Raw genomic sequence first — 23,598 nt, 5'->3', positions numbered from 1 at the left:
TTAAACCTGCTTTAAATCAGCCCCAGTTATGGTTCCTTCCAACCTGTCGACCAGAATGGATACGACGGGACCTAATATACTGAGGACACGAATTTGGGGCAGGCTCTCCGTCGCACAAGAACTGTGCTGCGGCATCTCATTCCGATTGGTATCGGGGCGATTTGCTGTTTTGCACTTTACGATCAACTCCAGCATATCGACTTTGCACAGCTTTGGACTGCCGTTCTCGCCGTTCATCCATTGCATTGGGTCATGGCGCTTTGCGCCACCATGGTCAGCTTCTGGGCCATTGCGCGATATGATGTGATTGCCCACCGCCATTTTCGGACCGGAACCCCAGTGCATCGCGCCACGATCACGGGTGCCACAGCCATCGCAATTGGGCAGACCACCGGTGCCGGTGCAGTGGTAGGCACTTTTATACGCTGGCGTATGCAGTCGGGGCAAAGCCTTGTCACCAGCGCCAAAATTACTGCCTTTGTCACAATCAGCTTCTTAGCCTGTTGGGCTGCAATTACATCCGCTGCCGTATTGATCGTGCCAAATTCGGGTGTTCATCTCGCCATCCCTTGCTCTGTCCTTGCCATTTCGACCGGGGTGCTGGCGCTTGCTTTTCTAAAGCCCGTTCTCAACCGCGCGGGACGCACGTTTGAACTGCCCACGCTGCCTGCAATCGCTGCGCTGGCCGGCTTCTGTTTGTTGGATGTCGTCGCTGCATGCGTCGCCTTTTGGGCGCTGTTGCCTGCGGGGCTTGACCTCACGATTGCACAGCTTTTGCCGGTCTATCTGATTGCGCTCGGTGCTGCGATCCTGTCTGGTACGCCCGGCGGTGTTGGTCCTTTTGAACTGACCGTGCTGGCCCTGTTACCCCATCTGCCCGAAACAGAGCTGATGGCTGCAATCCTCGCGTTTCGCATTGTCTATTATGCCATCCCTGCAATCCTGGGCGGCATCGCCCTATTGCGGCCCATGGCGCGCAAAGGCGACGATTGGGCGCTCAGCGTGGATGGCTGTATTGACTCTGCCCTAAGCCAGATGACCGCCCGCGCTGAATTGGGTGTCGTACGCCAGAACGGCGGTGCGATCCTGCATTGCACGGCGGGTGCCTGCGGTGTGGTGCGCACGGGGCAAACACTGACCGCCCTCTTTGATCCGGTGATGGGGCAAACTTCTGATCTGGTCTCCTCTTTGAAGCGGATTGCAAAAGAGCAAAACCGGATCGTCTGCAAATACAAAATCACCAAACGCCACGCGGTTCACGCGCGGCGCGCGGGCTGGAGCGTTGTGCACATATCCGACGAAGCGCTGATTTCCACTGAAACGCATGTTACGTCCAAACTTGCCGGTTCAAACTTTCGGCAACTGCGGCGCAAGCTGCGACAGGCCGAGAAATCCGGCGTGAAAATAACTCATGCCACAGATCACCTGCCGCTTGGCGCAATGGCGGAGGTTTCAAAACTCTGGGAAAACAGCCACGGCGGCGCGCGCGGCCTGTCGATGGGGCAATTCGAAGAGACTTATGTCGCGCGTCAGGCCGTGTTTCTGGCTTATGACAATGACCGACTGATTGGCTTTATCACCCTGCACAAAACGTCACATGAATGGTGTCTCGATCTGATGCGCGCACGACCAGACGCGCAGGATGGAACCATGCATATGCTTGTTCAGCAAGCGATTGAAACCGCACATAAAAACCTTGTTCCTTGCGTTTCATTGGCCGCCACCCCAGCCGGCGCTTTGGGCTGGCATTGCGGCTTTGAAAAATGGCTGCGTTCAAAATTCTTTGCAAAGGCTGGTGGCCCAGGTCTGCGCCAATTCAAGGCCAGTTTTCACCCGCGATGGCAGCCGCTTTATCTGGCAGCGCCTGGCCGCGCTCAGCTGTTGCTGGCGGCGCTTGATCTGATCCGGTCCGTGAGGCGCGCGAAACCACTTCGCCCCGCATTCGCGTTGGCATCGTCGCAGGTGACCACCCTGCCCTCATAATCATCGTGAAGAGATTGCATTTGTCCTTCGCGCGCGGTCGTGTCATGGGGGACGCAAATCACGATGACGACTCCCGCAAAGGACCCGACCATGACAAACGCACTGACCCGCCTGCTGGAAACACGCGACTGGCTGTTGGCAGACGGCGCAACTGGCACCAACCTGTTCAACATGGGCTTGATGTCAGGCGATGCCCCAGAGCTTTGGAATGTCGATGAACCTGAAAAGATCAAGGCGCTTTATCGGATCGCCGTGGATGCAGGGAGCGACCTTTTCCTGACCAATTCTTTTGGCGGCAATGCCTCGCGTCTGAAACTACACAATGCAGAAAAGCGCGTGCGAGAATTGAACCGCATCGCCGCAGAGCTTGGCCGCGAAGTTGCTGACGCCTCTGGTCGTACAGTTGTCGTTGCTGGCTCAGTCGGCCCGACCGGCGAAATCATGCAGCCTGTCGGGTCTCTGTCCCATGAGAGCGCGGTTGAGATGTTCCATGAACAGGCTGAGGGGCTGAAAGAAGGCGGCGCAGACGTGCTGTGGCTGGAAACCATTTCGGCCCCCGAAGAATTCCGCGCCGCCGCTGAAGGTTTTGCGCTGGCTGGCATGCCTTGGTGTGGCACAATGAGTTTTGATACCGCAGGGCGCACCATGATGGGTGTGACCTCTGCTGATCTTGTGAAACTGGTCGAAGACCTGCCCAATCCACCAATTGGCTTTGGCGCAAACTGCGGCGTAGGCGCGTCTGATTTGCTGCGCACAGTTTTGGGCTTTTCGGCACAAGGCACAGAGCGCCCGATTATTTCCAAAGGCAATGCGGGCATCCCGAAATATGAAGACGGGCACATTCATTATGACGGCACACCGCCCCTGATGGCGGAATATGCTGTCATGGCGCGCGATGCAGGTGCAACGATCATCGGCGGCTGCTGTGGCACCAAGGGTGAGCATCTGGTGGCCATGAAAGAAGCGCTGGAAACACGCGAAAAATCGGATCGCCCATCGCTAGAAAAGATCACCGAAGCCCTCGGCGGTTTTTCTTCCGCGCAGGACGGCACCGAAGAAGGCGGAGACGCACCAAAACGCCGTCGCCGTCGCCGGGGCTAATCGGAAACTCAGAACAAACTCAGTTGGTTGCCCTGTTCATAGGGCACCGCAAAAAGATCGGTGCGCAGGGCTGGTAGGTGTTTCACCAACCCGTTTTTGCGCATCGCAAGCGCTGCACGATGGGCCATGATTTCGGCGTAATGCCCCTCTCCGCGCATGCGTTTGCCCCATTCGGGGTCGTAGGGTTGACCGCCATGCATGTCGCAGACTTGCTTCATCACTTTACCCGCGCGATCCGGGAAATGAGCCTTCAGCCACTCTTGAAACAGGTCCGACACCTCAAGCGGCAACCGAAGCGCAATCCAACTGGCCGCCTTGGCCCCGGCTTGCGCGGCAGATCCAAAGATACGTTCAATTTCGTGATCGTTGATGCCCGGCACAATCGGCGCCAGCATCACACGCACCGGGATGCCCGCCTTTGACAACCTTTCGATCAAGGCCAGCCGCCGCGCAGGAACCGGCGCCCGAGGCTCCATCAGCCGCGAGGTGCGATTGTCAAGCGAGGTGACAGACACTCCCACATGCACAAGCCCCTGCGCCGCCATGTCAGACAGTATATCAATGTCCCGTTCTATCAGAGTGCCTTTGGTGACAATCGCCACCGGGTGATGGAAATTCTGCAAGACCGAAAGGCATTCCCGCATCAATTGCAGCGATTTATCGATCGGCTGATAGGGGTCAGTATTGGTACCAATCGCTATCGGAGCCACCCCATAACCCCTTTTGCGCAACTCATTGTCCAGCAGCGCCGCGGCATTGACCTTGGCGATCAATCGCGTTTCAAAATCAAGGCCGGGCGAATACCCCAGATAGGCGTGCGTCGGGCGCGCAAAACAATAGATGCAACCATGTTCGCAGCCACGGTACATGTTGATGGACCGATCAAACGGCAAATCGGGCGAAGTATTCCGGGTGATGATCGACTTGGCATGTTCTTCCACAACATGGGTGACAAAGCTGGCCCGATCTTCTGCAATGTCCCAACCGTCATGCGTTTCAACCCGCTCTGCGGTTTCATATCGACCGCTTGCATTGCTGATGGCCCCGCGTGCACGGCGGCGTTTCTGTTCGATTGTGATCTCATCATTGGCAGACATGAGATAAATCTGGAACAAAAAGAGAACAAATGCAATTCCTCACATGATCTCAATGAATTTTTTTCAAAAGCATTCCCTGTGAAACCAGTCTATAAGTCGGAACTGAACGCGCCGAGGTCGGAATTAAACCATGACTTTCGGCGAGAAAATGAGATGAAGACGGCACATAAAAGCCACCCCTAGGAACAGTTGAATGTCAGACGAAGAAGAAATCATCCTGTCGGAACTGAACGACGAAGAGCTTGTCGATCAGATGTTTGACGACCTTTACGATGGTCTCAAAGAGGAAATCGAGGAAGGTGTGAACATCCTTCTCGAACGCGGGTGGTCACCTTACCGCATTCTGACCGAAGCGCTTGTGGGCGGCATGACCATCGTGGGCCACGATTTCCGCGACGGTATCCTGTTTGTGCCAGAGGTTCTTTTGGCCGCGAACGCCATGAAAGGTGGCATGGCGATTTTGAAACCATTGCTGGTGGAAACCGGCGCACCGCGTGTCGGCAAGATGGTCATTGGCACCGTCAAAGGTGACATTCACGACATCGGCAAGAACCTTGTTGGCATGATGATGGAAGGCGCGGGTTTCGAAGTGGTTGATCTGGGCATCAACAACGCCGTGGAAAGCTATCTGGACGCACTGGAAAGCGAACAGCCTGACATTCTTGGCATGTCGGCCCTGCTGACCACGACAATGCCTTACATGAAAGTCGTGATCGACACGCTTGTCGAAAAAGGCCTGCGCGACGACTACATTGTTTTGGTTGGCGGCGCGCCGTTGAACGAAGAATTTGGCAAGGCCATCGGGGCCGATGCCTATTGCCGTGACGCTGCGGTTGCAGTGGAAACCGCCAAAGAGTTCATGGGCCGCAAGCACAACGCACTAAGCGCCTGATCTTTTGTCAGACATCACGACACAAGAGCCTGCGCCTGAAATGCGCAGGCTTTTTTGTTTGAGGGAATGATGAGCGAGACTTTGCAGAATATCAGCGATGAACACCTGACCGATCGGGGGTTGGAAGCTACGTCCGAGACCGGGCGCATTCTCCTCTTGGCCTGCGGGGCGCTGGCGCGTGAAATCTTGGCCTTGAAAGAGGCCAATGGCTGGGACCATATGGTTCTGACCTGCCTTCCTGCGATTTACCACATCCGTCCTGAGAAAATCCCCGAAGCTGTGCGCGAGGTAGTGACCCGTGAACGTGGAAACTATGACGACATCTTCGTTGTCTACGCCGATTGCGGTACGGGCGGGCTATTGCAAACCACTTGCAAAGACCTTGGTGTCGAAATGGTCTCCGGCCCGCATTGCTATAGCTTCTACGAAGGCAATGACCGGTTCGCCGAACTGTCCGAAACCGAATTCACCAGCTTCTATCTGACCGACTTTTTGGTCCGGCAATTTGATGCTTTTGTCTGGAAACCCATGGGGTTGGACCGGCATCCTGAACTGCGCGACATGATTTTTGGTAACTATGAAAAGCTGGTCTATCAGGCGCAGACAGATGACCCGGCATTGGTCGCAAAAGCCAAGGATTGCGCAGACCGGCTGGGCCTGACCTTTGAACATCGGTTTACAGGATACGGCGATCTGGCCACGAGCCTCAAATCGCTGGCAAATCGTTAAACCAGCGATGTCACCCAAAGGATGCTGGCGTCTTCTTCGCTGACAGAAATGACATTGTGCCCCATGGAGCTGTCGTAATAGGCGCTGTCACCGCGCCGCATTTCGATGGGTTCGTAGAATTCCGTGTAAAGCTTGATGACGCCTGTCAGAACATAAAGGAATTCTTCGCCATCATGGCGCACCCATCCGTCAAATTCTTCCATCTTGCGGGCGCGAACGCGCGCGCGATAAGGCAGCATGTTTTTCTTGGTCAGGTTTTCAGCCAGCAGTTCGTGTTCATAAGTCGCGGTCGGTCGGCTTGCGCCTTCGCCCTGTTTGGTCACCGCCAAGCGCCCATTGATCTGGCCTTTGACAGGCGGCGTGAAAAGCTGCGGCACGGAAATTTCCAGCCCCTCCGCCAGTTTTTTCAGCGCGTCATAGGTCGGGGACATTTGCCCATTTTCGATCTTTGACAAAGTCGAGCGCGCCAAACCTGCCTGATTTGCGGCCTGTTCCAACGTCCAATTGCGTGCCTTCCGCAACTCGCGCACGCGCACGCCCAGATCCAAAGGTTCTGCCGCTTCTTGCGCGCCGTTTTCGCGGGCAACTTGAATAAGTGATTTTGGTGTCTGTCCTGCCATGAAAAGTCTCTAGGCCTTCGCCAAAAAAACATCAAGCCAGATCAACCATGTAAATAAGCCCAAGGGGTGGCTGGCCTTGCCTTTGGGGTAAAGCCTGACTAGCACGAGATCATGCTGTCTGTGTTCGATAAAGGCCCTTTTTTGCCCTGCCCTGTGCCCTTCAATATGGCGGCGCATGTGCTGCGACGCGCCGAAGACTGCGCAGAGAAGGTTGCGCTGTCCGTCATCGGTGGTGGTTCTGAAACATCAATGACTTACGGCGAGTTGACGTCGGCGGTGCTGGGTCTTGCTCAAGGGTTTCTTGAACAGGGATTAAATCCCGGCGATCTTATCGTTCTGCGGCTTGGCAATACGGCGGACTATCCGATTGCCCATCTGGCAGCCATAGCGGCAGGTATGGTGTCCGTTCCGACCTCAAGCCAATTGACGGACCCAGAAGTTAATAAGATATACGCCGACCTTGATCCGGCGCTTGTCTTGCATTGCGAAGGCGTTGCCCTGGGCAACCCGCCCTGCCCTGTGCTTACAGAGACCGACCTTGTTTCGCTCAAGAAGCGCCCGCCTGCGCAATTCCACATGGGCGATGCAAATAGGCCAGCCTATATCGTCTATACTTCGGGCACATCGGGTCAGCCGCGCGCCGTGATGCATGCGCATCGTGCGATTTGGGCACGGCAGATGATGATCCGCGATTGGTATGACCTGAAATCGACTGACCGTCTGCTGCATGCTGGGGCCTTCAACTGGACGTTCACCATGGGCACCGGCCTATTGGACCCATGGAGCGTCGGGGCCACCAGCCTGATCCTTGCACCGGGTACGGACTTGGCAGACTTGCCAGATATCCTCCGTCAACACCGTGCAACGCTTTTCGCGGCAGCGCCCGGGGTCTTCCGAAAACTGCTTCAAACCGAAGGGGCTTTGACCCTGCCGGATCTCCGCCATGCGCTGTCAGCGGGGGAAAAACTCCCGGCGCGTCAAAGGGAACAATGGCAAAGGCGCACAGGCACCAACATCTACGAAGCTTTTGGCATGTCGGAATGTTCCACCTTCATATCGCAAGCCCCTCATGTTGCCAGCGACCCCGCATCACTTGGACACCCACAGACAGGCCGTAAGGTCGCCATCGTCACCAGCGGCGGCCCCGTGCCCCTTGGTGATATTGGCCAAATCGCCGTGCATCGCGATGATCCCGGCCTGATGCTGGGCTATGTCAACGCACCTGCAGAAACGGAAGCCCGCTTTAAGGGCGACTGGTTCTTAACGGGCGACCTTGGCTGCATGGCCAAAAACGGCTGCATCCATTACCAAGGCCGCGCAGACGACATGATGAATGCCGGTGGTTTTCGCGTTTCCCCCGTAGAAGTAGAGCAAGCGCTTTCCACAATGCCGGGCCTGCACCAGATCGCCGTTACCGAGGTTGAAATCAAAGCTGACACCCACGTGATCGCCGCATTTTTCATTGCTGACGACAGTGTGACCATCGAAAGCATCGAAGCTTTTGCTAAATCGGTCTTGGCGCGTTACAAGCAGCCCCGACTTTTCATCAAGGTAAGCAGCCTGCCAACCAATCCGAACGGCAAGCTGAACCGCAAGCGGCTGCGCGCCGCATACGAGGCCAGTTCAAATGGATCCGATTAAGCTCGACATCATGTCAGACCCGATTTGCCCATGGTGCTATATCGGCAAGACCCTTCTGGACCGCGCGCTGGAACAAGAAGGCGACCACCCATTCTTGATCGAGTGGCATCCTTTTCAACTGAACCCTGACATGCCCGCAGGCGGCATGGATCGCGCAGAGTATCTGGAAAAGAAATTCGGCGGGAAAGAGAATGCCGTGCGTGTTTATTCTCAGATCGTTGAACATGCCGAAAAGGCCAATATCAAACTCGATGTCGCCGCGATCAAACGCACGCCAAACACCCTGGACGCCCATCGCCTGATCACCTGGGCGCGCATCGAAGGCAAACAAAACGCCGTGGTCGATAGCCTGTTCAAAGCCTATTTCATCGAAGGCCGCGACATTGGCGACCATGAGGTGTTGGCTGATGTTGCCGATAGTGTCGGCATGGATGCCGCGGTGGTGCAACGCCTTCTGAAAAGCGATGCGGACCTGGATGAAATCAAAAAGCGCGATGAAGCCGCGCGCGAGATGGGGGTGAATTCCGTCCCGACCTTTATCGTCGGTGGACGGCACGCTGTCCCCGGCGCGCAACCACCGGAACTGTGGCAAAAAGTGATCGCTGAGCTACGAGAGCAACAGGCCCAAAACGCCTAGCCAAAGCCGCTTGTAATCTCGAACTGAGACTTTAGGTTACGCAGAGGTTGCCGGGCTTTAGCCCGGCCCATTTATATTCAGGATAGATTAATGCCCGTAACGCGCCGCCTTGCGCAGCCAGAATTCATTGCGTTGATCGCGATGCTTTTTTCGACAATCGCGCTTTCGATTGACGCCATGCTGCCCGCCCTTACCCAGATGGGTCAGGACCTTAGCCCGGAAAACCCGGAACGCGCCACGTTGGTCGTGGGCATCTTTGTGATGGGTATGGGGATCGGTACGTTTTTTGCAGGGCCACTGTCAGATGCCTATGGCCGAAAGCCGGTGATACTGGTTGGATTTGCCATCTATACCCTTGGCGCGCTTTGGGCGGGGTCTGCAAGTGACCTTGACGGCGTCCTTATGGGGCGCTTCCTGCAGGGGCTTGCCATTGCCGGGCCGCGTGTCGCCTGCGTGGCGCTTGTGCGTGATCTTTATCAGGGCGAGAAAATGGCCTCGATCATGTCATTTGCCATGACGGTCTTTGCTTTGGTGCCTGCGCTTGCGCCATCACTTGGCCAAGTCATCCTGCTTGGCTTTGGCTGGCGAGCTATTTTCTTTGCCTTCGCGATTTTCGCGCTGCTGGCGTCACTTTGGGTCGGCCTCCGACAACCAGAAACGCACCTGCCTGAGGCGCGCAATAAGCTGTCGGTTGCCGCAGTTGGCCGGGCGGTCAAAGAATGCTTTGGCAACCGCGTCTTCTTTTATTCCGTTGCAACACAAGTGGCTGTCTATTCAGCGCTATTTTCCTTGGTCTCAACGGTGCAGCCAGTCTATGCGCAGACCTTTGACAAGGCAGAAAGTTTCCCATTGTTTTTTGCGGCTTCTGCGCTGATCTCGATGCCTGCCAGCGTGATCAACGCCAAGCTGGTGATGCGGTTTGGAATGCGCGTGATGATCAAATCGGCCTTGTTTGGTATTGTCATAACTTCCAGCCTCGGACTTATCGCTTGGCTTTCAGGTGTTATGAACGTCTGGGTGTTCTTCGCTTGGGCGACGTGTATCTTTGTCTCTGTCGGCTTCGTTTTTGGCAATCTGAATGCCTTGGCTATGGAGCCTTTGGGCCATATCGCGGGCTCGGCCGCCTCAATCAGCGGCGCGGTTGGCGCGGTCTGTGCGGCCCTGTTGGCAATCCCAATCAGCCTTAGCTTTGATGGGACGCCTCTGTCGCTGCTGATTGGCGTGCTGATCTTTGAAACGACAGCGCTGTTGCTGATGCTGCGCCTTGGCCCTCGGGTTCAGCCGGTCGAGCTGACGGTCTAGCTTTCCACCCGCGCTTTATGGGCAAGATCACGGGCAATCGCAAAAGCACCTTTGATCTTGTCCGCATCGTTTTTCCAGTCGCGGCGCACAACGATTTTGTTGTCTTTGATCTTGGCCAAACCCTTTTGCTCTGTAATGAACTCAACCAGACCTTTGGGTGATTTGAACTTGTCGTTGTGGAACTGAATGGTCGCGCCTTTTGGCCCGCCATCCAACTTCGCGATGCCCGCCTTCTTACACATGGCCTTGATCCGAACGACCAGTAGCAATGTGTTGACCTCGCGTGGCAATTTCCCGAACCGGTCGATCAGTTCGGCGGCAAAACCTTCCAGTTCGACCTTGGTGGTCAATCCGCTCAGGCGACGGTAAAGCCCAAGGCGCACATCCAGATCGGGCACGAATTTCTCGGGAATCAGAACCGGCACACCAAGGTTGATCTGCGGCGCCCATTGATCGTCGGTCTCTGACAAACCTTCCATTTCGCCCGATTTGATCTTGGCAATCGCGTCTTCCAGCATGGACTGATAAAGTTCATAGCCCACATCGCGCATCTGGCCGGACTGTTCTTCGCCCAAAAGGTTGCCCGCCCCGCGAATGTCGAGGTCTTGGCTGGCCAACGTAAAGCCAGCACCCAAGGTATCAAGAGAGCCAAGCACGCGCAGACGTTTTTCCGCCGTGGCTGTCAGCTTCTTGCGCGGCTGCGTCGTCAGGTAGGCATAGGCGCGGGTTTTAGAGCGACCGACACGCCCGCGGATTTGATACAGCTGCGACAGCCCAAACATATCCGCCCGATGCACGACCATCGTGTTGGCTGTCGGAATATCAAGGCCCGATTCAACGATGGTGGTCGCCAGCAGCACATCGTACTTACCGTCATAAAAGGCATTCATGCGGTCATCCAGTTCCCCCGCCGCCATCTGCCCATGGGCGACCACATAGGTCAGCTCTGGCAGTTGTTCTTTCAGGAACTCTTCGATTTCGGGCAGGTCAGAAATGCGCGGCACAACATAAAAGCTTTGGCCGCCACGATAGTGTTCGCGCAGCAGCGCCTCACGGATCGTTATCGCATCAAATTCACTGACATAGGTGCGGATCGCCAAGCGGTCCACCGGCGGCGTTCCAATGATCGAGAGATCGCGCACGCCCGACAGGCTCAGTTGTAGCGTGCGCGGGATCGGCGTCGCGGTCAGGGTCAGAACGTGAATGTCAGAGCGCATTTGCTTCAGCCGCTCTTTGTGGCCCACACCAAAATGCTGTTCTTCGTCTACGATCAGCAAACCTAGGTTCTTGAAACGCACAGACTTTGCCAACAAAGCATGGGTGCCCACGACAATATCGACCGTGCCGCGCCCCAGTCCTTCGCGCGTTTTCTCAGCCTCTTTGGCAGAGATGAATCGCGACAGCCCGCGCACCTCCAGCGGGAAGCCCCGAAACCGGTCTTTAAAGCTCTTCAGGTGCTGCCGTGCCAACAAGGTCGTCGGCGCAATCACCGCGACCTGCACCCCGGTCATTGCGGCCACAAAGGCTGCGCGCATGGCAACTTCGGTCTTGCCAAAGCCCACATCGCCGCAGACCAAACGATCCATGGGTTGACCGGCCGTCAGATCGCCCAGCACATCTTCGATGGCGCGTAATTGGTCGTCGGTTTCCTGATATGGGAATCGGGCCGAAAAACTCTCCCACGCGTGATGCGGTGCTTCCAGAACAGGTGCTTTGCGCAAGGCACGTTCTGCCGCGACACGGATCAGCTTATCCGCCATCTCGCGGATGCGCTCTTTCAGCTTGGCCTTTTTCGCCTGCCATGCCCCGCCGCCCAGTTTATCAAGCAGACCTTCGTCATGGCCGTATTTGGTCAGCAGCTCGATGTTTTCGACCGGCAAATACAGCCGGGCGTTTTCGGCATACTCAAGGCTCAGACATTCATGCGCCGCCCCGGCGGCGGTGATCACTTCCATCCCGTGATACCGCCCGATGCCGTGATCAACATGCACCACCAAGTCACCCGGAGAGAGCGATTGCGTCTCGGTCAGAAAGTTTTCAGCGCGGCGCTTTTTCTTCGGCGCGCGGATCAGCCGGTCACCCAGCACGTCCTGTTCTGAAATCACCGTCAGACCGGGGGCTTCGAACCCGTTTTCCAGTGCCCATACCGTCAGGTAAAGCCCTGACTTTCCTATGGATTTCGCGTTCTTGATTAGGATCGTCTCGGCAAGACCTTCGTCTTCGATCAAACCAGAAAGTCGTTCTCGCGCGCCTTCAGAATATGACGCGATCACCACCGGTCCAACTTGAAGTTTCGCTTTAATGTGATCCGCCAAAGCACCAAAAAGGCTAATGTTTTCCTGCTGCCGCTCCGGTGAGAAATTCCGCCCGATGCGCCCCATACTGTCGATGGCTCCGGGACCAGAGGCTTGTGGCAAAGGTTTGAAATTCAGGACGCGCTTACCGGCAACCGCCGATTGCCACGCAGCGTCATCCAGATAAAGCTGCTCCGGCGGCACGGGTTTATAAACACTGTCCAACCGCTTTTTCTGGGCAAGCGCGTGTTTGCGCGTTTCGTATTGGTCCGCAATTGATGCCCAGCGTGCAAGCCGCATCGCTTCTGTCTGATCATCCAAGGTGATCGCTGCATCAGGCAGGTAGTCAAAGAGTGTCTCAAGCCGCTCATGGAAGAACGGCAACCAATGTTCCACCCCCTGATGCTTGCGCCCGGCAGAGACCGCCTCATAAAGCGGGTCATCCGTACCAGCGGCCCCGAACTCGATCCGGTAGTTCTGGCGAAACCGCGTGATCGCCGCCTCATCCAAGATAACCTCAGACACTGGCGCAAGTTCGATGAGATCCAGCTTTTCCGTTGTCCGTTGGGACACAGGATCAAAGCGTCGCGCCCCGTCCAACACGTCGCCGAATAAATCCAAGCGCACCGGCCCGGTTTCGCCCGGTGGGAAGATGTCAATGATACCCCCACGCACGGCGTAGTCGCCCGGTTCCATCACCGTCGGTGCTTGGGTAAAGCCCATACGCACCAGAAACGCGCGCAATGCGGCCTCATCCATGCGGTAGTCGACCTGCGCGCGGAACACGGCGTCTTTCAACACATCCCGCGCCGGAACCCGTTGTGTCGCGGCATTCAGAGTTGTCAGGAGCACAAACTGTTCAGGCAAAGCCCCATGCAGCAACCCTGCCAAAGTCGCCATGCGTGCCGCTGAAATATCGGCATTCGGCGAAACGCGGTCATAGGGCAGGCAATCCCACCCCGGAAAGGTAATGACAGGCATGTCGGGCTGAAAGAACGCCAACGCCGCTTTCATGGCGGCTAGGCGTTTGTCATCACGTGCAACATGGATCACCGGGCCCGCGGATTTGCCGACTTCATCCAAGATCAGCTTGGCATCATAGCCTTCTGGCGCACCGCCGATGGTGACATGCGTGTTCTGCATTGGACGATCCCGTTAATTCAGCGGAGAGAGCTGGAAATTCTGATACATGCCCCAAAGCGACGTGACAAAAATCGCAAGCACACCAATGAGTTGCACATAGACCCGATGACGCGCGACGCGCCTATAGAGGTCTTCGCCGACGCTTTCATTCGCTTCGATATAGCGCGCGGTGCTTAGCGTGATCAGCCAGACAAATGCCAGCGGGAAGATGATCAAAAAGACCGCCTGCGCAAACTCGTAGTTGTAATAAAAACCAAGGACCGCCGCGACACTGAGGCAAAAACATCCAAACGACGTCATCCATAACCCAGAGGTGCGCGAAATGAACAGGATGCGCCCAACGTTGATCCGCACGAGGTCCTCGAAATCTTCTTCATGTCGACCGCCTTTGCGCCGGGCGCGCAGCACCAGATCATAAGGCACCCCCAGCACCCAATGTGCGGCGGTGGACCATATGGCGGCCAGCATGATCCAGAACCACAGGTTCGAAAAACTGCGGAAATCAATAAGCTCGTATATGATCTCAAACCATTCCAAGGGGGGTGTCCTTCTGCACGATGCTTCCACATAGCGCGTCAAATCGCCAATTCCTACCCTTGTCGCCAAGGAATATCCATGGCAACTGAAAGACAAAGATTATGAGGTCGAAGATGCGCCCAATCGTTGCCCCCTTTCCCGCCGCACGCCTGCGCCGCACGCGCCAATCCGGTGCCATTCGCGCGCTTGTACAGGAAAACCACCTCAGTGCGGCTGACCTGATCTGGCCAATCTTTCTGCGCGATGGCGAGGGCGTCGAAGAACCGATTTCCAGCATGCCGGGTGTGGTGCGCTATTCCGTTGATCGCGCCGTAGAGGCCGCAAAACGCGCGCATGATCTGGGCATCCCGGTGATCTGCCTCTTCCCATACACCGACCCTGCCCTGAAAACCGTAGATTGTACCGAAGCTTGGAACCCTGAAAACCTGTCAAATCGCGCCACACGCGCCATCAAAGCCGCAGTGCCAGGCATCGCCGTGATGACCGACGTCGCGCTTGATCCTTACAATATCAACGGTCATGACGGATTTGTCGATAACGGCGAGATTGTGAACGACCGCACGGTTGAGGCGCTCGTGAAACAGGCGCTAAGTCAGGCCGAAGCTGGCGCAGACATCATTGGCCCCTCTGACATGATGGACAACCGCATCGGTGCCATACGCGCGGCCCTTGAAGGCGCTGGACACAAAGACACGATGTTGATGAGCTACTCGGCCAAATACGCCAGCGCCTTTTATGGCCCATTCCGCGACGCCGTTGGGGCGTCGGGCGCGCTGAAAGGTGATAAAAAGACCTATCAAATGAACCCGGCCAATTCGGACGAGGCACTGCGACTGGTCGAACGCGATCTACAAGAAGGCGCGGATATGGTCATGGTCAAACCGGGCATGCCCTATCTGGACATTTGCACACGAGTCAAAACCACCTTTGGCGTGCCGACCTTCGCCTATCAGGTGTCCGGCGAATACGCGATGATCAAAGCCGCCGCGCAAAACGGCTGGATCGACGGCGAAAAAGCCATGATTGAAAGCCTGATGGCCTTCAAACGCGCAGGCTGTGACGGGATATTGACTTATTTCGCCCCTGAAGTCGCCGCGTTGACAGCAAAAGGCGTCTAATCGCCCAAATCATACGACACTGGGCCGCCTTTGGATGACAGCCCGGTAAAGCTCAGCTATAGTGACGCCAAGATCGCCATTAGGCGACATTCAGCAGTGACCTTAGTGACAGGCAAAACCATGACACAGATGAACAGACGCACCTTTGCGATGACAGCCCTTGCAGGCGCATCCATGACCGCCGCTTGCGGCAACGGCATTGGCGGCAACGGCAGCGCAGCAATTGACGCGCGCGTGCAGACCACGCTCTCGCATATGTACAGCACCTACCCCAATACGCTGGACCTGAAAAACAAGGCCGCTGGCATGCTGGTCATGCCTCTGGTGACAGAAGCCGGTCTTGGCTTTGGCGGCGCATATGGGCGCGGCGCGTTGCTGGTGGAAGACACGACGGTCGATTACTACTCGACGGCCAAAGCTAATTTCGGCCTACAGATCGGCGCTCAGCAATATGCCCACGTCTTGTTCTTTATGACCCAAGACGCGCTTTACAACTTCCGTCGGTCCAGTGGCTGGGCCGCGGGGGCTGATCTGGAATATGTCTTCTCGGATGTAGGCGACAGCCTCGCGACAGAGACAACAACCCTCACCGCGCCAGTTTTGGCCGTGGTCTTTGGCCGCGCCGGGCTGCGCGTTGGCGCGACGTTGGAAGGCACAAAATACACGCGCATCATTCCCTGATCGCATCCATATCGCAGATTTTCAAAGCCCGGCCCAATTTGGTCGGGCTTTTTTTTGTTGGGGCCTGCACCATTGCAGAGGCGCTGTGCGCTGGTGGACTGGCCCAACCAAATCAAATGCCGCATGTTGTTGACCAAAGAAGGAGAGCGTGATGCCCGAAAAAGCCACAGAAGAAAACCAGCAAGACGCCGCCAAGCGCCGCGCTAGCGGAGAGTTCGTGCGCGGCGTCAGTGGATTTCGCGCGGTCATTGGGGAAACAGCAGAATTTCCAGCCGAACCCAATCGCTACCACCTGATTGTTGCGCTGAATTGCCCGTGGTGCCACCGCGTAACACTGACGCGCAATGCGCTGGGCCTGCAGGACAGTATCTCGATGGACGTGGTCTTTCCCAACCGCACAGGTGATGACGATCCCGCCGGTCCGAACCAATGGGAATTTGCGCCGGACAAAGTGGCTACCTTGACCGATGCAACACTGCCCGAATGCACCCATGAAACCGCCACCGGTCAGGGGCTGCGGCTTGTGAAAGAGTTTTACGAAGCCGAAGGATCAACCGAAAAATCCGTCCCAGTCCTCTTTGACAAAAAAACGCAACGCATTGTGACCAACGAAAGCGCCGATATCATTCGCATGTTAGACGCACAGGCCGAGGCACTTGGCAGCGCGTTGGTGCGCGCTGAAAGACCCGACCTCTATCCACAAGGGCGGGACAACGCTGACCTGCGCGCAGACATCGACGCCTTGAACGAGCAGATTTATGTCACAATCAACAACGGGGCGTATAAGGCCGGGTTTTCGTCGAACCAAGAGGTCTACGCCCATGCTTTCAAAGCATATTTTGACACACTCGATGATCTGGAAACCCGGCTTTCAGACGATCGCGCCTTCCTGACCGGAGACCGCTTTACCGAAGCTGACCTGCGTCTCTTTCCAACGCTGTATCGCCATGATCCGGTCTACTTTCTGCGCATGAAATTGAATAGTGCGCGCATTCTAGACTACCCGCACCTCTGGCGCTGGCTGTGTCGGGTTTATGCCCTGCCCGGCGTGGCCGACAGTGGGTCGTTGATCCACTGCCGACAGGGGTATTTTGGACGCTCGTGGAACAATGTTGTGCCTTTGGGGCCGTTGCGCCCCATGCCTTACCCAGAGGCCTATGGGCACCCGGAATTGGCTGGGAAATGATCAGCCAAGCGCGCGCAGGCGCTTGATGAGGCTTGAGGTATCCCAACGGCTGCCGCCCATTTTCTGAACGTCTTTGTAGAATTGATCCACCAGCGCGGTCACCGGCAGGCTTGCCCCGGTTTCATCCGCCGTCGCCAAGCAGATGCCCAAATCTTTGCGCATCCAGTCGACGGCAAAACCGTGGTCAAATTCATCATCCAGCATGGTTTCATGGCGGTTCTGCATCTGCCAGCTGCCCGCCGCCCCTTGCGAGATCACTTCGACGACAGCACGCCCATCAAGCCCGGCCTTTTCGGCAAAATGCAGTGCCTCCGACAGGCCCTGAACCAACCCCGCGATGGCGATCTGGTTGCACATCTTGGTCATCTGGCCTGCGCCGCTTTCGCCAATCCGGCGGCAAATGCGCGCGTAGGCCTGCATGACAGGTTCCGCCGCCTCATAGGCCGCTGCGTCACCGCCGCACATGATCGACAAAACGCCATTTTCAGCCCCCGCCTGCCCGCCGGAAATAGGCGCATCCACAAAATTCAAACCCTGCGCCTTTGCAGCCTCATAGAGGTCAGCTGTGACCTTGGCAGAAACCGTAGTGTGATCGACAAAAATCGCACCGTCTTTCATGCCAGAAAACGCGCCGTTTGCGCCCGTACAGACCTGACGCAAGTCATCATCGTTTCCGACGCAAGCCATGACAAAGTCCGCCCCATCGACAGCCGCCGCTGGCGTCAGCCCCATGGCACCGCCATGCTGGGCCACCCATGCTTCGGCCTTGGCGGCTGTGCGGTTGTAAACCGTAACCTCATGCCCCGCGGCTTGAAGGTGCCCCGCCATCGGGAATCCCATCACACCCAGACCCAAAAATGCAACCTTCGCCATGTGCTTTCCCCTTCTTGCGTTTCGCAGTAATACTTGCCCGCGCAACATACCGAGATGCAAGGCGAATAAAGGCAAGACATGGCGTTAATCTTCAAATGGCTCCTGCGAATCGTCAGTGGCCTACTGATCCTTTCTGGTCTGGCTGTCGCCCTGATCTATTTTTTCGCGTCGCGGTCCCTGCCCGAATACAGCAAAGACTTGCGTACAGGCTACGTCAGCGCCCCGGTCGAAATTGTGCGCAACAATGCCAATGTGCCGCATATTTTTGGCGAGCGGGACGAGGACGTGTTCTTTGGCTTGGGCTACGCGCACGCGCAAGATCGGCTTTGGCAAATGGTCACCATGCGGCGCACCGCGCAGGGGCGTTTGTCCGAGGTCTTTGGCACCCGCACCGTTGATATCGACCAGCTGATCCGCCGTTTAGACATCTACCCGCTGTCAGTCCAATCCGTCGAATCCCTGTCCGATCACACCCGCGCCATGATGACGGCCTACGCCAATGGCGTGAACGCCCGGATCAATGAGGTGAACACAGAAGCCCTTGGCCGGGGTGCGCCAGAGATGTTCCTGTTCAACGCCCCGGTTGCCCCTTGGCGTATGGCAGATTCCCTTGCCATACAACGCGTTATGGCGTTGCAACTGGCCGGTCACCTGGAGGATGAAGTGCTGCGCGCGCGCGTCTCGCTGTTGATCCCGGATGAAAAACGCCTGTCTGACATCATGCCGGATGAACCTGGCAAAGGCATCACCGCCCTGCCCGAATACGCAGCACTCGTGCCGGGCAATCCGTCATTTATCCAAACCGCAGACTACGAGCCGCACCCGCTGTCCCCTTTCAAGCCGCGCGGTCTGGCAGGCGCATCAAACGCTTGGGCGGCTGCGCCTTCACGCTCCGCCGCCGGTGGAACGCTTTTGGCCAATGACCCGCACTTGGAACTCAGCGCGCCGGGGATTTGGTATCTCGCGCGAATGGAATTGTCTTCTGGCGGCGTCATCGGCGGCACCATTCCCGGCATTCCAGCAATCCTGACCGGGCGCAGCGCGCGGCTTGGTTGGGGGCTGACGGCAGCCCATCTGGATGATCAGGACGTTCTGATCGAAGAGTTGAACACGGCCAATCCAAACGAATACCGCACGCCCGACGGCTTCAAAGAATTCCGCAGCCGCAATTCGATCATCAATATCAAAGATTCTGAGCCGATCACCCTGACCCTGCGGTGGTCTGACAATGGCCCGATCCTACCGGGGCGGTTTTTCGATCTGAAAACCGTCACACCCAATGGCCATGTGGCCGCTGTCAGTTGGACCGCCCTCAGCCCCAACGACACCTCGATGGAAGCCGCCATTGGATTGATGTACGCAGACAACGTCCGAGACGCCATTGATGCGGCAGAGAAATACGTTTCCCCCGCCATAAACCTAATGCTGGTTGACCGCGAAACCATTGGCTTCAAAACAGTTGGTGCGAACCCGCGCCGGGCGGCGCTGCATCAATCCCAAGGGCGTATGCCAAGCCTCGGCTGGAGACGGGAAAACCGGTGGCAGGGCCGCTTGCCCTATGCTTCGAACCCGGAATTTGTCGCCCCCATCGGCGGCATTCTGGGCAACACCAACAACAAAACCGTCGACCGCGCCTTTCCGCTGCATATGTCCTTCACTTGGGGTGACACGCAACGCATCCATCGCTGGGAGCGTTTGATGCAAGGCCGTCAGGTCCATACGCGCGACAGTTTTATCGAAGCGCAACTGGATACTGTCAGCTTCACCGCCCGCAGCCTGCTGCCTTTGGTCGCCGCTGATCTGTGGTTCACCGGAGAATCCGCGCCAGAAGGCACGCCCGAACGCCAACGCCAACGCGCGCTGGCTTTGTTGGCGGAATGGAACGGCGAGATGAACGAACATTTGCCGGAACCCTTGATCTATTCCGCGTGGATGCGCGCTTTGCAGACCCGGATCATCAAAGACGAGTTGGGGCCGCTGGAACCAGAATTCACCCATCTTGAACCGCTCTTTATCGAACGCGTGTTCCGCGATGTTGATGGCGCGGCAACATGGTGCGATGTGATCCAAAGTTCTGCCAAGGAAACCTGCGCAGACATGGCGCGGCTTGCATTGGATGATGCTCTGATTTGGATTGATGAGAAATACGGCCGCAACCTTGAAAGCCTACGATGGGGAGATGCCCACCAAGCGACCCATGACCACCAGGTTCTGGGCGAAGTGCCGTTGCTGAAGAATTTTGTGAATATTCGCCAATCGACCAGCGGCGGTGACAACACATTGCAGCGTGGCAAAACCATTGGGCGCGGACCTGATCCGTTCCTCAGTGGGCATGCGGCGGGCTATCGCGGGGTCTATGATTTTGCGGATCCCGACAGTTCGGTTTTTGTGATTGCAACCGGGCAATCCGGCCACTTCCTAAGCCGCTACTATGACGACATGGCACAGCTTTGGCGGCGCGGCGAATATGTTCCGATGTCGCTGGACGAAGAACTGGCGCGCGCGGCAGCGGTCGGGATCACACGTCTCTTGCCGTAAAGGCAAACATTGCGAGGGGGCAAACCCCTCGCAATGCCCTAGGTTTTGAGACCAATAAGAAGATCAGAGCGTTTTGAACTTCGCCGCTTGGCGCGGCGTCCATTTGACGGTGATATCAAAGCCTTGATCGGTTTGGGTTTCGGCCTCGACAATGTTTTCCGCAAAAAGCCAAGCGCGTTCTTTGCCTGCCGAAAATGGCAAGCTGAGGGTTTCGATGGTGACATCCCCTTGCAGGCGGCGCGTCACCTCGTGCAGCAGCGCGTCAATGCCTTCGCCTGTGATGGCAGAGATCGCATAGATGTCTTCGCTGCGTGCAGCCTTGGCATGCATTGCGCTGATATCACCGTCGTCCAGCAGGTCGATCTTGTTCCAGACTTCCAACTGCGGAATGTCCTCTGACACGCCAAGCTGCGTCAGGATGGTGTTCACATCCTCTGCCTGATTTTCGGTTTCGGCATGCGAAATGTCCCGCACGTGCAGGATGATGTCGGCGGCCAGCACCTCTTCCAGCGTGGCGCGGAACGCCGCGACAAGTTCTGTCGGCAGATCGGAAATGAAACCCACGGTGTCTGATAGAATAACCTCTGGCCCATCCGCCAATTCGAGCCGCCGCATCGTTGGGTCAAGCGTTGCAAACAGCATATCCTTGGCCAGAACCTCAGCCCCGGTGACGCGGTTAAACAGTGTGGACTTACCAGCGTTGGTATAGCCCACAAGGGCAACAATCGGATAAGGCACTTTGGCGCGCGCACCACGGTGCAATTCGCGGGTTTTAACAACCTTCGCCAATTGGCGACGCAAACGCACAAGCTGTTCGTCAATCGCGCGGCGGTCGGCCTCGATCTGGGTTTCACCGGGACCACCGACAAAGCCCAATCCACCGCGTTGCCGCTCAAGGTGGGTCCAAGCCCGCACCAGCCGCGTGCGCTGATAGGACAGCGCAGCCATCTCAACCTGCAAAACACCCTCGCGGGTGCGCGCGCGATCCGAAAAGATTTCCAGGATCAACCCGGTGCGGTCCAGAAGTTTGACCTTCCATTCCTTTTCAAGGTTGCGTTGCTGCACAGGCGACACAGGGCCGTCGATCAGCACCAATTCGACCTCTTCGGCCTTTAGCTTCGCCTTGAGTTCTTCGATCTTACCCGATCCAAACAGCTGACCCGGCTGGATCTTTTGCAGGCGCACGACATCGGCGCCAACCACATCAAGGTTGGGCAAAGCAGCCGCAAGCGCAATCGCCTCTTCCAAGGCGGAGGAGGCGTCGCGTTTTTGATCTGCCGATTTCACTTCTGGACGCAGCACCCAAGCGCGGGTGACGTGCGTATCATGTTCCATCATTGGGGATAATTACTGGGCGTCTTCGCCCTCATAGAGGCTGATGGGTTGCGCAGGCATGATCGTGGAAATCGCGTGCTTATACACCAGCTGGCTTTGACCATCGCGGCGCAGCAGCACACAGAAGTTGTCAAACCAAGTGATAACACCCTGCAGTTTCACGCCGTTGATGAGGAAGATAGTTACCGGAACCTTTGTCTTACGGACATGGTTCAGGAATGCATCCTGAAGGTTCTGTCGATCCGAAGCCATTGCTTGTTCGCCTTTATTCTTGTTGTGCCACGGTTGAAGTATTCGTCAGAGAGTATGAAACGATGCGTGAAAAGATTCCACCCCCTAAAACTGCGATATTTTGTGTCGTGGCGTCTGTATCTGTCAACTGCGCCAAAGGTTTGGCGACAAAAGCGCGATGATGGCTAGGGTTTCCAGACGCCCCAGCACCATCGCGACAGACAATACAACCTTGACGGCTGCACTCGCAGATAAGATGTCGATGGGCACCTCAACCGCGCTTTGTGCCAAGGGGCCTGTGGTTGACAACGTGGCAATCGCCAGCACCAGCCCGTCCTGAAATCCAATCCCCAATCCCGTCAACATCAGCGTAACCGCCGTCAGCGATAGCGCAAACAGCATAAAGAAAACCCAAGCGATCAATGCGCCCTGTCGCCGGATTCGGCGCAATGTACTGCCCGAGCGACTGACCGAACTGGGATGCACAAGGCGCTCCATCTCGCGCAGCCCTTGTAGATAAAGCGCATAGACGCGCAACAATTTCACGCCACCTGCGGTGGTGGCGACGCCACCGCCGATCATCGCCAGACCCAAAAGGATCAAGCCAGGCGTACTAAGCCCCGACCAGTTCTGCGCTGTCTGCCATTCAGCGCTTTCAAATCCTGTGGTCGACAGGAACGACAAAATCGTAAAGACCGATCCCCAAGCCGCGCGGAAGGCCGCGGTCAGATTGTATTCTTCGTCGACCTCAATCGCGCCGAACCAATGCCGCAGCAATAAAAGCGTCGGCACAATGAAGATCAAGAACAGGCCAAAGCGGAACTCCGGGTCCTCAAACAGGCTTTCGCGGCGGGTTGCCCCCCAGTCGGCTGAAAACGTCTGGCGGGACAGCGCAAAAAGCAGAAAGAGGAAAATCAAAATCTCTCCGGGCAAGCCCGTTGTGGTGCCCTCCATTCCGCCCACGTTCGAGATGCCGCTTGTGGCCATGACCGACATAGCATGGGTCAGCGCGGTCAAAGACCGCTCTCCGACCACCATCAATAAGATCCACAGAACAAGCGTGAGCCCAGCGTAAATCGGTATCAGGTGATAGGCCGCCCGCCGCCAACGTCGCCCCGCATCCAATCGGCCAAGACGCTGCCCATGATCGTGGAACTGACCAAAATCGCTGCGGGCAGAAACCTCAAATCCACCAAGGTTCAAAGGCGAAAACACCGCGACAGCCGCCACCCACATCATCATGCCCCCCATCCAGCCGACAATGGCGCGCCACAGGTGCAGCGCCGGCGGAAGACGACCCGGATCGTCAAAAAGGATCAATCCGGTGGTGGTCAGGCAACTGACCATCTCCAGATAGGCGTTCAGAAAACTCGTCGTGCGCAGCGATTCATGGAATGGCAGCGCCAGCACCGCTGGCAGCAATGTATAGGCCGCAAACAGCGCAAGCAGGTAGCGCTGCAGCCGCAATTGCCGCCCCTCGGCTTTGGACATTGCAATCGAGATCAACACGGTCGCAAAAAGCGTCAGCAAACCTGCATAAAAAAATGACCGGGCAATTTCAAAGTCTTCCAGCCGCAACGCATAAATTGCGGGCAGAAACATCAAGAGCGCCGCAATCCCAGAGAATTGCAGCAACAAGGGCATGTTTTGGAAAAAGCCC

Annotated in this window: 19 protein-coding genes; 11 read left to right on the top strand and 8 right to left on the bottom strand. The window is 56.7% G+C overall.

All coding sequences use genetic code 11. From position 1 onward, the window contains the following. The first annotated feature begins 93 nt into the window (after positions 1–93). Positions 94–1,983: a phosphatidylglycerol lysyltransferase domain-containing protein gene (locus tag BUA39_RS00520; protein WP_110721797.1), complete on the top strand. Its 1,890-nt coding sequence runs from the start codon at positions 94–96 to the stop codon at positions 1,981–1,983. Between the two features lie 90 nt (positions 1,984–2,073). Continuing rightward, a complete protein-coding gene (gene bmt / locus BUA39_RS00515; RefSeq protein ID WP_072791623.1) occupies positions 2,074–3,084 on the top strand; it encodes a betaine--homocysteine S-methyltransferase in 1,011 nt (336 codons plus the stop codon). Between the two features lie 8 nt (positions 3,085–3,092). On the opposite strand, the gene BUA39_RS00510 is transcribed toward bmt, so the two are convergent. After that, entirely contained in the window at positions 3,093–4,181 is a 1,089-nt protein-coding gene (locus BUA39_RS00510; protein WP_072791621.1) for a PA0069 family radical SAM protein, read from the bottom strand. Between the two features lie 193 nt (positions 4,182–4,374). Between BUA39_RS00510 and BUA39_RS00505 the strand changes: the two genes are divergently transcribed. Continuing rightward, the gene (locus BUA39_RS00505; RefSeq protein WP_072789384.1) at positions 4,375–5,073 is read left to right on the top strand and encodes a corrinoid protein; all 699 of its coding nucleotides are present in this window, start codon (positions 4,375–4,377) and stop codon (positions 5,071–5,073) included. A gap of 69 nt (positions 5,074–5,142) precedes the next feature. Next, positions 5,143–5,802: a DUF1638 domain-containing protein gene (locus BUA39_RS00500; protein ID WP_207546187.1), complete on the top strand. Its 660-nt coding sequence runs from the start codon at positions 5,143–5,145 to the stop codon at positions 5,800–5,802. On the opposite strand, the gene BUA39_RS00495 is transcribed toward BUA39_RS00500, so the two are convergent. Next, positions 5,799–6,422 carry a helix-turn-helix domain-containing protein gene (locus BUA39_RS00495; RefSeq protein ID WP_072789381.1) on the bottom strand — a complete coding sequence of 208 codons (624 nt, stop codon included), beginning with the start codon at positions 6,420–6,422 and terminating at the stop codon, positions 5,799–5,801. The two genes, BUA39_RS00500 and BUA39_RS00495, sit on opposite strands and share 4 nt — an antisense overlap. 111 nt (positions 6,423–6,533) lie before the next feature. On the opposite strand from BUA39_RS00495, the gene BUA39_RS00490 reads away from it, so the two are divergent. The 3 genes from BUA39_RS00490 (at position 6,534) to BUA39_RS00480 (ending at position 10,002) form a co-directional block, all read left to right on the top strand. Continuing rightward, positions 6,534–8,063, top strand: a complete 1,530-nt coding sequence (locus tag BUA39_RS00490; RefSeq protein WP_072789378.1) for a class I adenylate-forming enzyme family protein — start codon at positions 6,534–6,536, stop codon at positions 8,061–8,063. Then, positions 8,050–8,700, top strand: coding sequence for a DsbA family oxidoreductase (locus BUA39_RS00485; protein ID WP_072789375.1), 651 nt, complete (start codon positions 8,050–8,052; stop codon positions 8,698–8,700). The genes BUA39_RS00490 and BUA39_RS00485 overlap by 14 nt, the downstream gene beginning before the upstream one ends. 90 nt (positions 8,701–8,790) lie before the next feature. Beyond that, complete coding sequence (locus BUA39_RS00480) at positions 8,791–10,002, top strand: multidrug effflux MFS transporter (RefSeq protein ID WP_072789372.1); 1,212 nt, start codon at positions 8,791–8,793, stop codon at positions 10,000–10,002. On the opposite strand, the gene mfd is transcribed toward BUA39_RS00480, so the two are convergent. Both mfd and BUA39_RS00470 read right to left on the bottom strand, forming a co-directional pair. Continuing rightward, positions 9,999–13,439, bottom strand: a complete 3,441-nt coding sequence (mfd, locus tag BUA39_RS00475; RefSeq protein WP_072789369.1) for a transcription-repair coupling factor — start codon at positions 13,437–13,439, stop codon at positions 9,999–10,001. The two genes, BUA39_RS00480 and mfd, sit on opposite strands and share 4 nt — an antisense overlap. A gap of 12 nt (positions 13,440–13,451) precedes the next feature. Then, positions 13,452–13,976, bottom strand: coding sequence for a component of SufBCD complex (locus BUA39_RS00470; protein WP_072789366.1), 525 nt, complete (start codon positions 13,974–13,976; stop codon positions 13,452–13,454). A 113-nt stretch (positions 13,977–14,089) separates the two neighbouring features. Here BUA39_RS00470 and hemB point away from each other — a divergent pair, with 113 nt between their 5' ends. The 3 genes from hemB to BUA39_RS00455 all read left to right on the top strand — a co-directional run bounded on the left by hemB (position 14,090) and on the right by BUA39_RS00455 (position 16,961). Then, on the top strand, positions 14,090–15,094 hold the full coding sequence (gene hemB, locus BUA39_RS00465; protein WP_072789363.1) for a porphobilinogen synthase: 1,005 nt from the start codon (positions 14,090–14,092) through the stop codon (positions 15,092–15,094). Positions 15,095–15,214: 120 nt separating this feature from the next. After that, positions 15,215–15,775, top strand: a complete 561-nt coding sequence (locus tag BUA39_RS00460) for a lipid-binding SYLF domain-containing protein (RefSeq protein WP_072789359.1) — start codon at positions 15,215–15,217, stop codon at positions 15,773–15,775. Between the two features lie 151 nt (positions 15,776–15,926). Continuing rightward, positions 15,927–16,961: a glutathione S-transferase C-terminal domain-containing protein gene (locus tag BUA39_RS00455; protein WP_072789356.1), complete on the top strand. Its 1,035-nt coding sequence runs from the start codon at positions 15,927–15,929 to the stop codon at positions 16,959–16,961. Here the strand turns inward: BUA39_RS00455 and BUA39_RS00450 are convergent, their stop codons facing one another. Then, positions 16,962–17,834 (bottom strand): NAD(P)-dependent oxidoreductase, encoded by an 873-nt coding sequence (locus tag BUA39_RS00450; protein WP_072789353.1) that lies wholly within the window; start codon positions 17,832–17,834, stop codon positions 16,962–16,964. It lies immediately after the preceding gene. Positions 17,835–17,912: 78 nt separating this feature from the next. Between BUA39_RS00450 and BUA39_RS00445 the strand changes: the two genes are divergently transcribed. Beyond that, entirely contained in the window at positions 17,913–20,372 is a 2,460-nt protein-coding gene (locus tag BUA39_RS00445; RefSeq protein ID WP_072789350.1) for a penicillin acylase family protein, read from the top strand. A gap of 63 nt (positions 20,373–20,435) precedes the next feature. Here the strand turns inward: BUA39_RS00445 and hflX are convergent, their stop codons facing one another. From hflX to BUA39_RS00430, 3 genes are all read right to left on the bottom strand, one after another. Then, positions 20,436–21,707 (bottom strand): GTPase HflX, encoded by a 1,272-nt coding sequence (hflX, locus tag BUA39_RS00440; protein WP_072791617.1) that lies wholly within the window; start codon positions 21,705–21,707, stop codon positions 20,436–20,438. A 12-nt stretch (positions 21,708–21,719) separates the two neighbouring features. Further along, positions 21,720–21,959 carry an RNA chaperone Hfq gene (gene hfq / locus BUA39_RS00435; RefSeq protein ID WP_058314310.1) on the bottom strand — a complete coding sequence of 80 codons (240 nt, stop codon included), beginning with the start codon at positions 21,957–21,959 and terminating at the stop codon, positions 21,720–21,722. A 123-nt stretch (positions 21,960–22,082) separates the two neighbouring features. Next, positions 22,083–23,540 carry a TrkH family potassium uptake protein gene (locus BUA39_RS00430; protein WP_341349512.1) on the bottom strand — a complete coding sequence of 486 codons (1,458 nt, stop codon included), beginning with the start codon at positions 23,538–23,540 and terminating at the stop codon, positions 22,083–22,085. Positions 23,541–23,598: the final 58 nt, after the last annotated feature.

The organism is Cognatishimia maritima (assembly GCF_900129685.1).
GTDB classification, from domain to species: Bacteria; Pseudomonadota; Alphaproteobacteria; order Rhodobacterales; family Rhodobacteraceae; genus Cognatishimia; species Cognatishimia maritima.
The sequence above is the reverse complement of the archived record's forward strand: the minus strand, read 5'-3'. Positions and strand labels throughout refer to the sequence as shown.

Bases quoted from the DNA above. Each gene is read 5' to 3' on its own strand.
- bmt (WP_072791623.1), top strand. From the start codon at position 2,074: ATGACAAACGCACTGACCCGCCTGCTGGAAACACGCGACTGGCTGTTG.
- BUA39_RS00510 (WP_072791621.1), bottom strand. From the start codon at position 4,181: ATGTCTGCCAATGATGAGATCACAATCGAACAGAAACGCCGCCGTGCA.
- BUA39_RS00505 (WP_072789384.1), top strand. From the start codon at position 4,375: ATGTCAGACGAAGAAGAAATCATCCTGTCGGAACTGAACGACGAAGAG.
- BUA39_RS00500 (WP_207546187.1), top strand. From the start codon at position 5,143: ATGAGCGAGACTTTGCAGAATATCAGCGATGAACACCTGACCGATCGG.
- BUA39_RS00495 (WP_072789381.1), bottom strand. From the start codon at position 6,422: ATGGCAGGACAGACACCAAAATCACTTATTCAAGTTGCCCGCGAAAAC.
- BUA39_RS00490 (WP_072789378.1), top strand. From the start codon at position 6,534: ATGCTGTCTGTGTTCGATAAAGGCCCTTTTTTGCCCTGCCCTGTGCCC.
- BUA39_RS00485 (WP_072789375.1), top strand. From the start codon at position 8,050: ATGGATCCGATTAAGCTCGACATCATGTCAGACCCGATTTGCCCATGG.
- BUA39_RS00480 (WP_072789372.1), top strand. From the start codon at position 8,791: ATGCCCGTAACGCGCCGCCTTGCGCAGCCAGAATTCATTGCGTTGATC.
- mfd (WP_072789369.1), bottom strand. From the start codon at position 13,439: ATGCAGAACACGCATGTCACCATCGGCGGTGCGCCAGAAGGCTATGAT.
- hemB (WP_072789363.1), top strand. From the start codon at position 14,090: ATGCGCCCAATCGTTGCCCCCTTTCCCGCCGCACGCCTGCGCCGCACG.
- BUA39_RS00460 (WP_072789359.1), top strand. From the start codon at position 15,215: ATGACACAGATGAACAGACGCACCTTTGCGATGACAGCCCTTGCAGGC.
- BUA39_RS00455 (WP_072789356.1), top strand. From the start codon at position 15,927: ATGCCCGAAAAAGCCACAGAAGAAAACCAGCAAGACGCCGCCAAGCGC.
- BUA39_RS00450 (WP_072789353.1), bottom strand. From the start codon at position 17,834: ATGGCGAAGGTTGCATTTTTGGGTCTGGGTGTGATGGGATTCCCGATG.
- BUA39_RS00445 (WP_072789350.1), top strand. From the start codon at position 17,913: ATGGCGTTAATCTTCAAATGGCTCCTGCGAATCGTCAGTGGCCTACTG.
- hflX (WP_072791617.1), bottom strand. From the start codon at position 21,707: ATGGAACATGATACGCACGTCACCCGCGCTTGGGTGCTGCGTCCAGAA.
- hfq (WP_058314310.1), bottom strand. From the start codon at position 21,959: ATGGCTTCGGATCGACAGAACCTTCAGGATGCATTCCTGAACCATGTC.
- BUA39_RS00430 (WP_341349512.1), bottom strand. From the start codon at position 23,540: ATGTTTCTGCCCGCAATTTATGCGTTGCGGCTGGAAGACTTTGAAATT.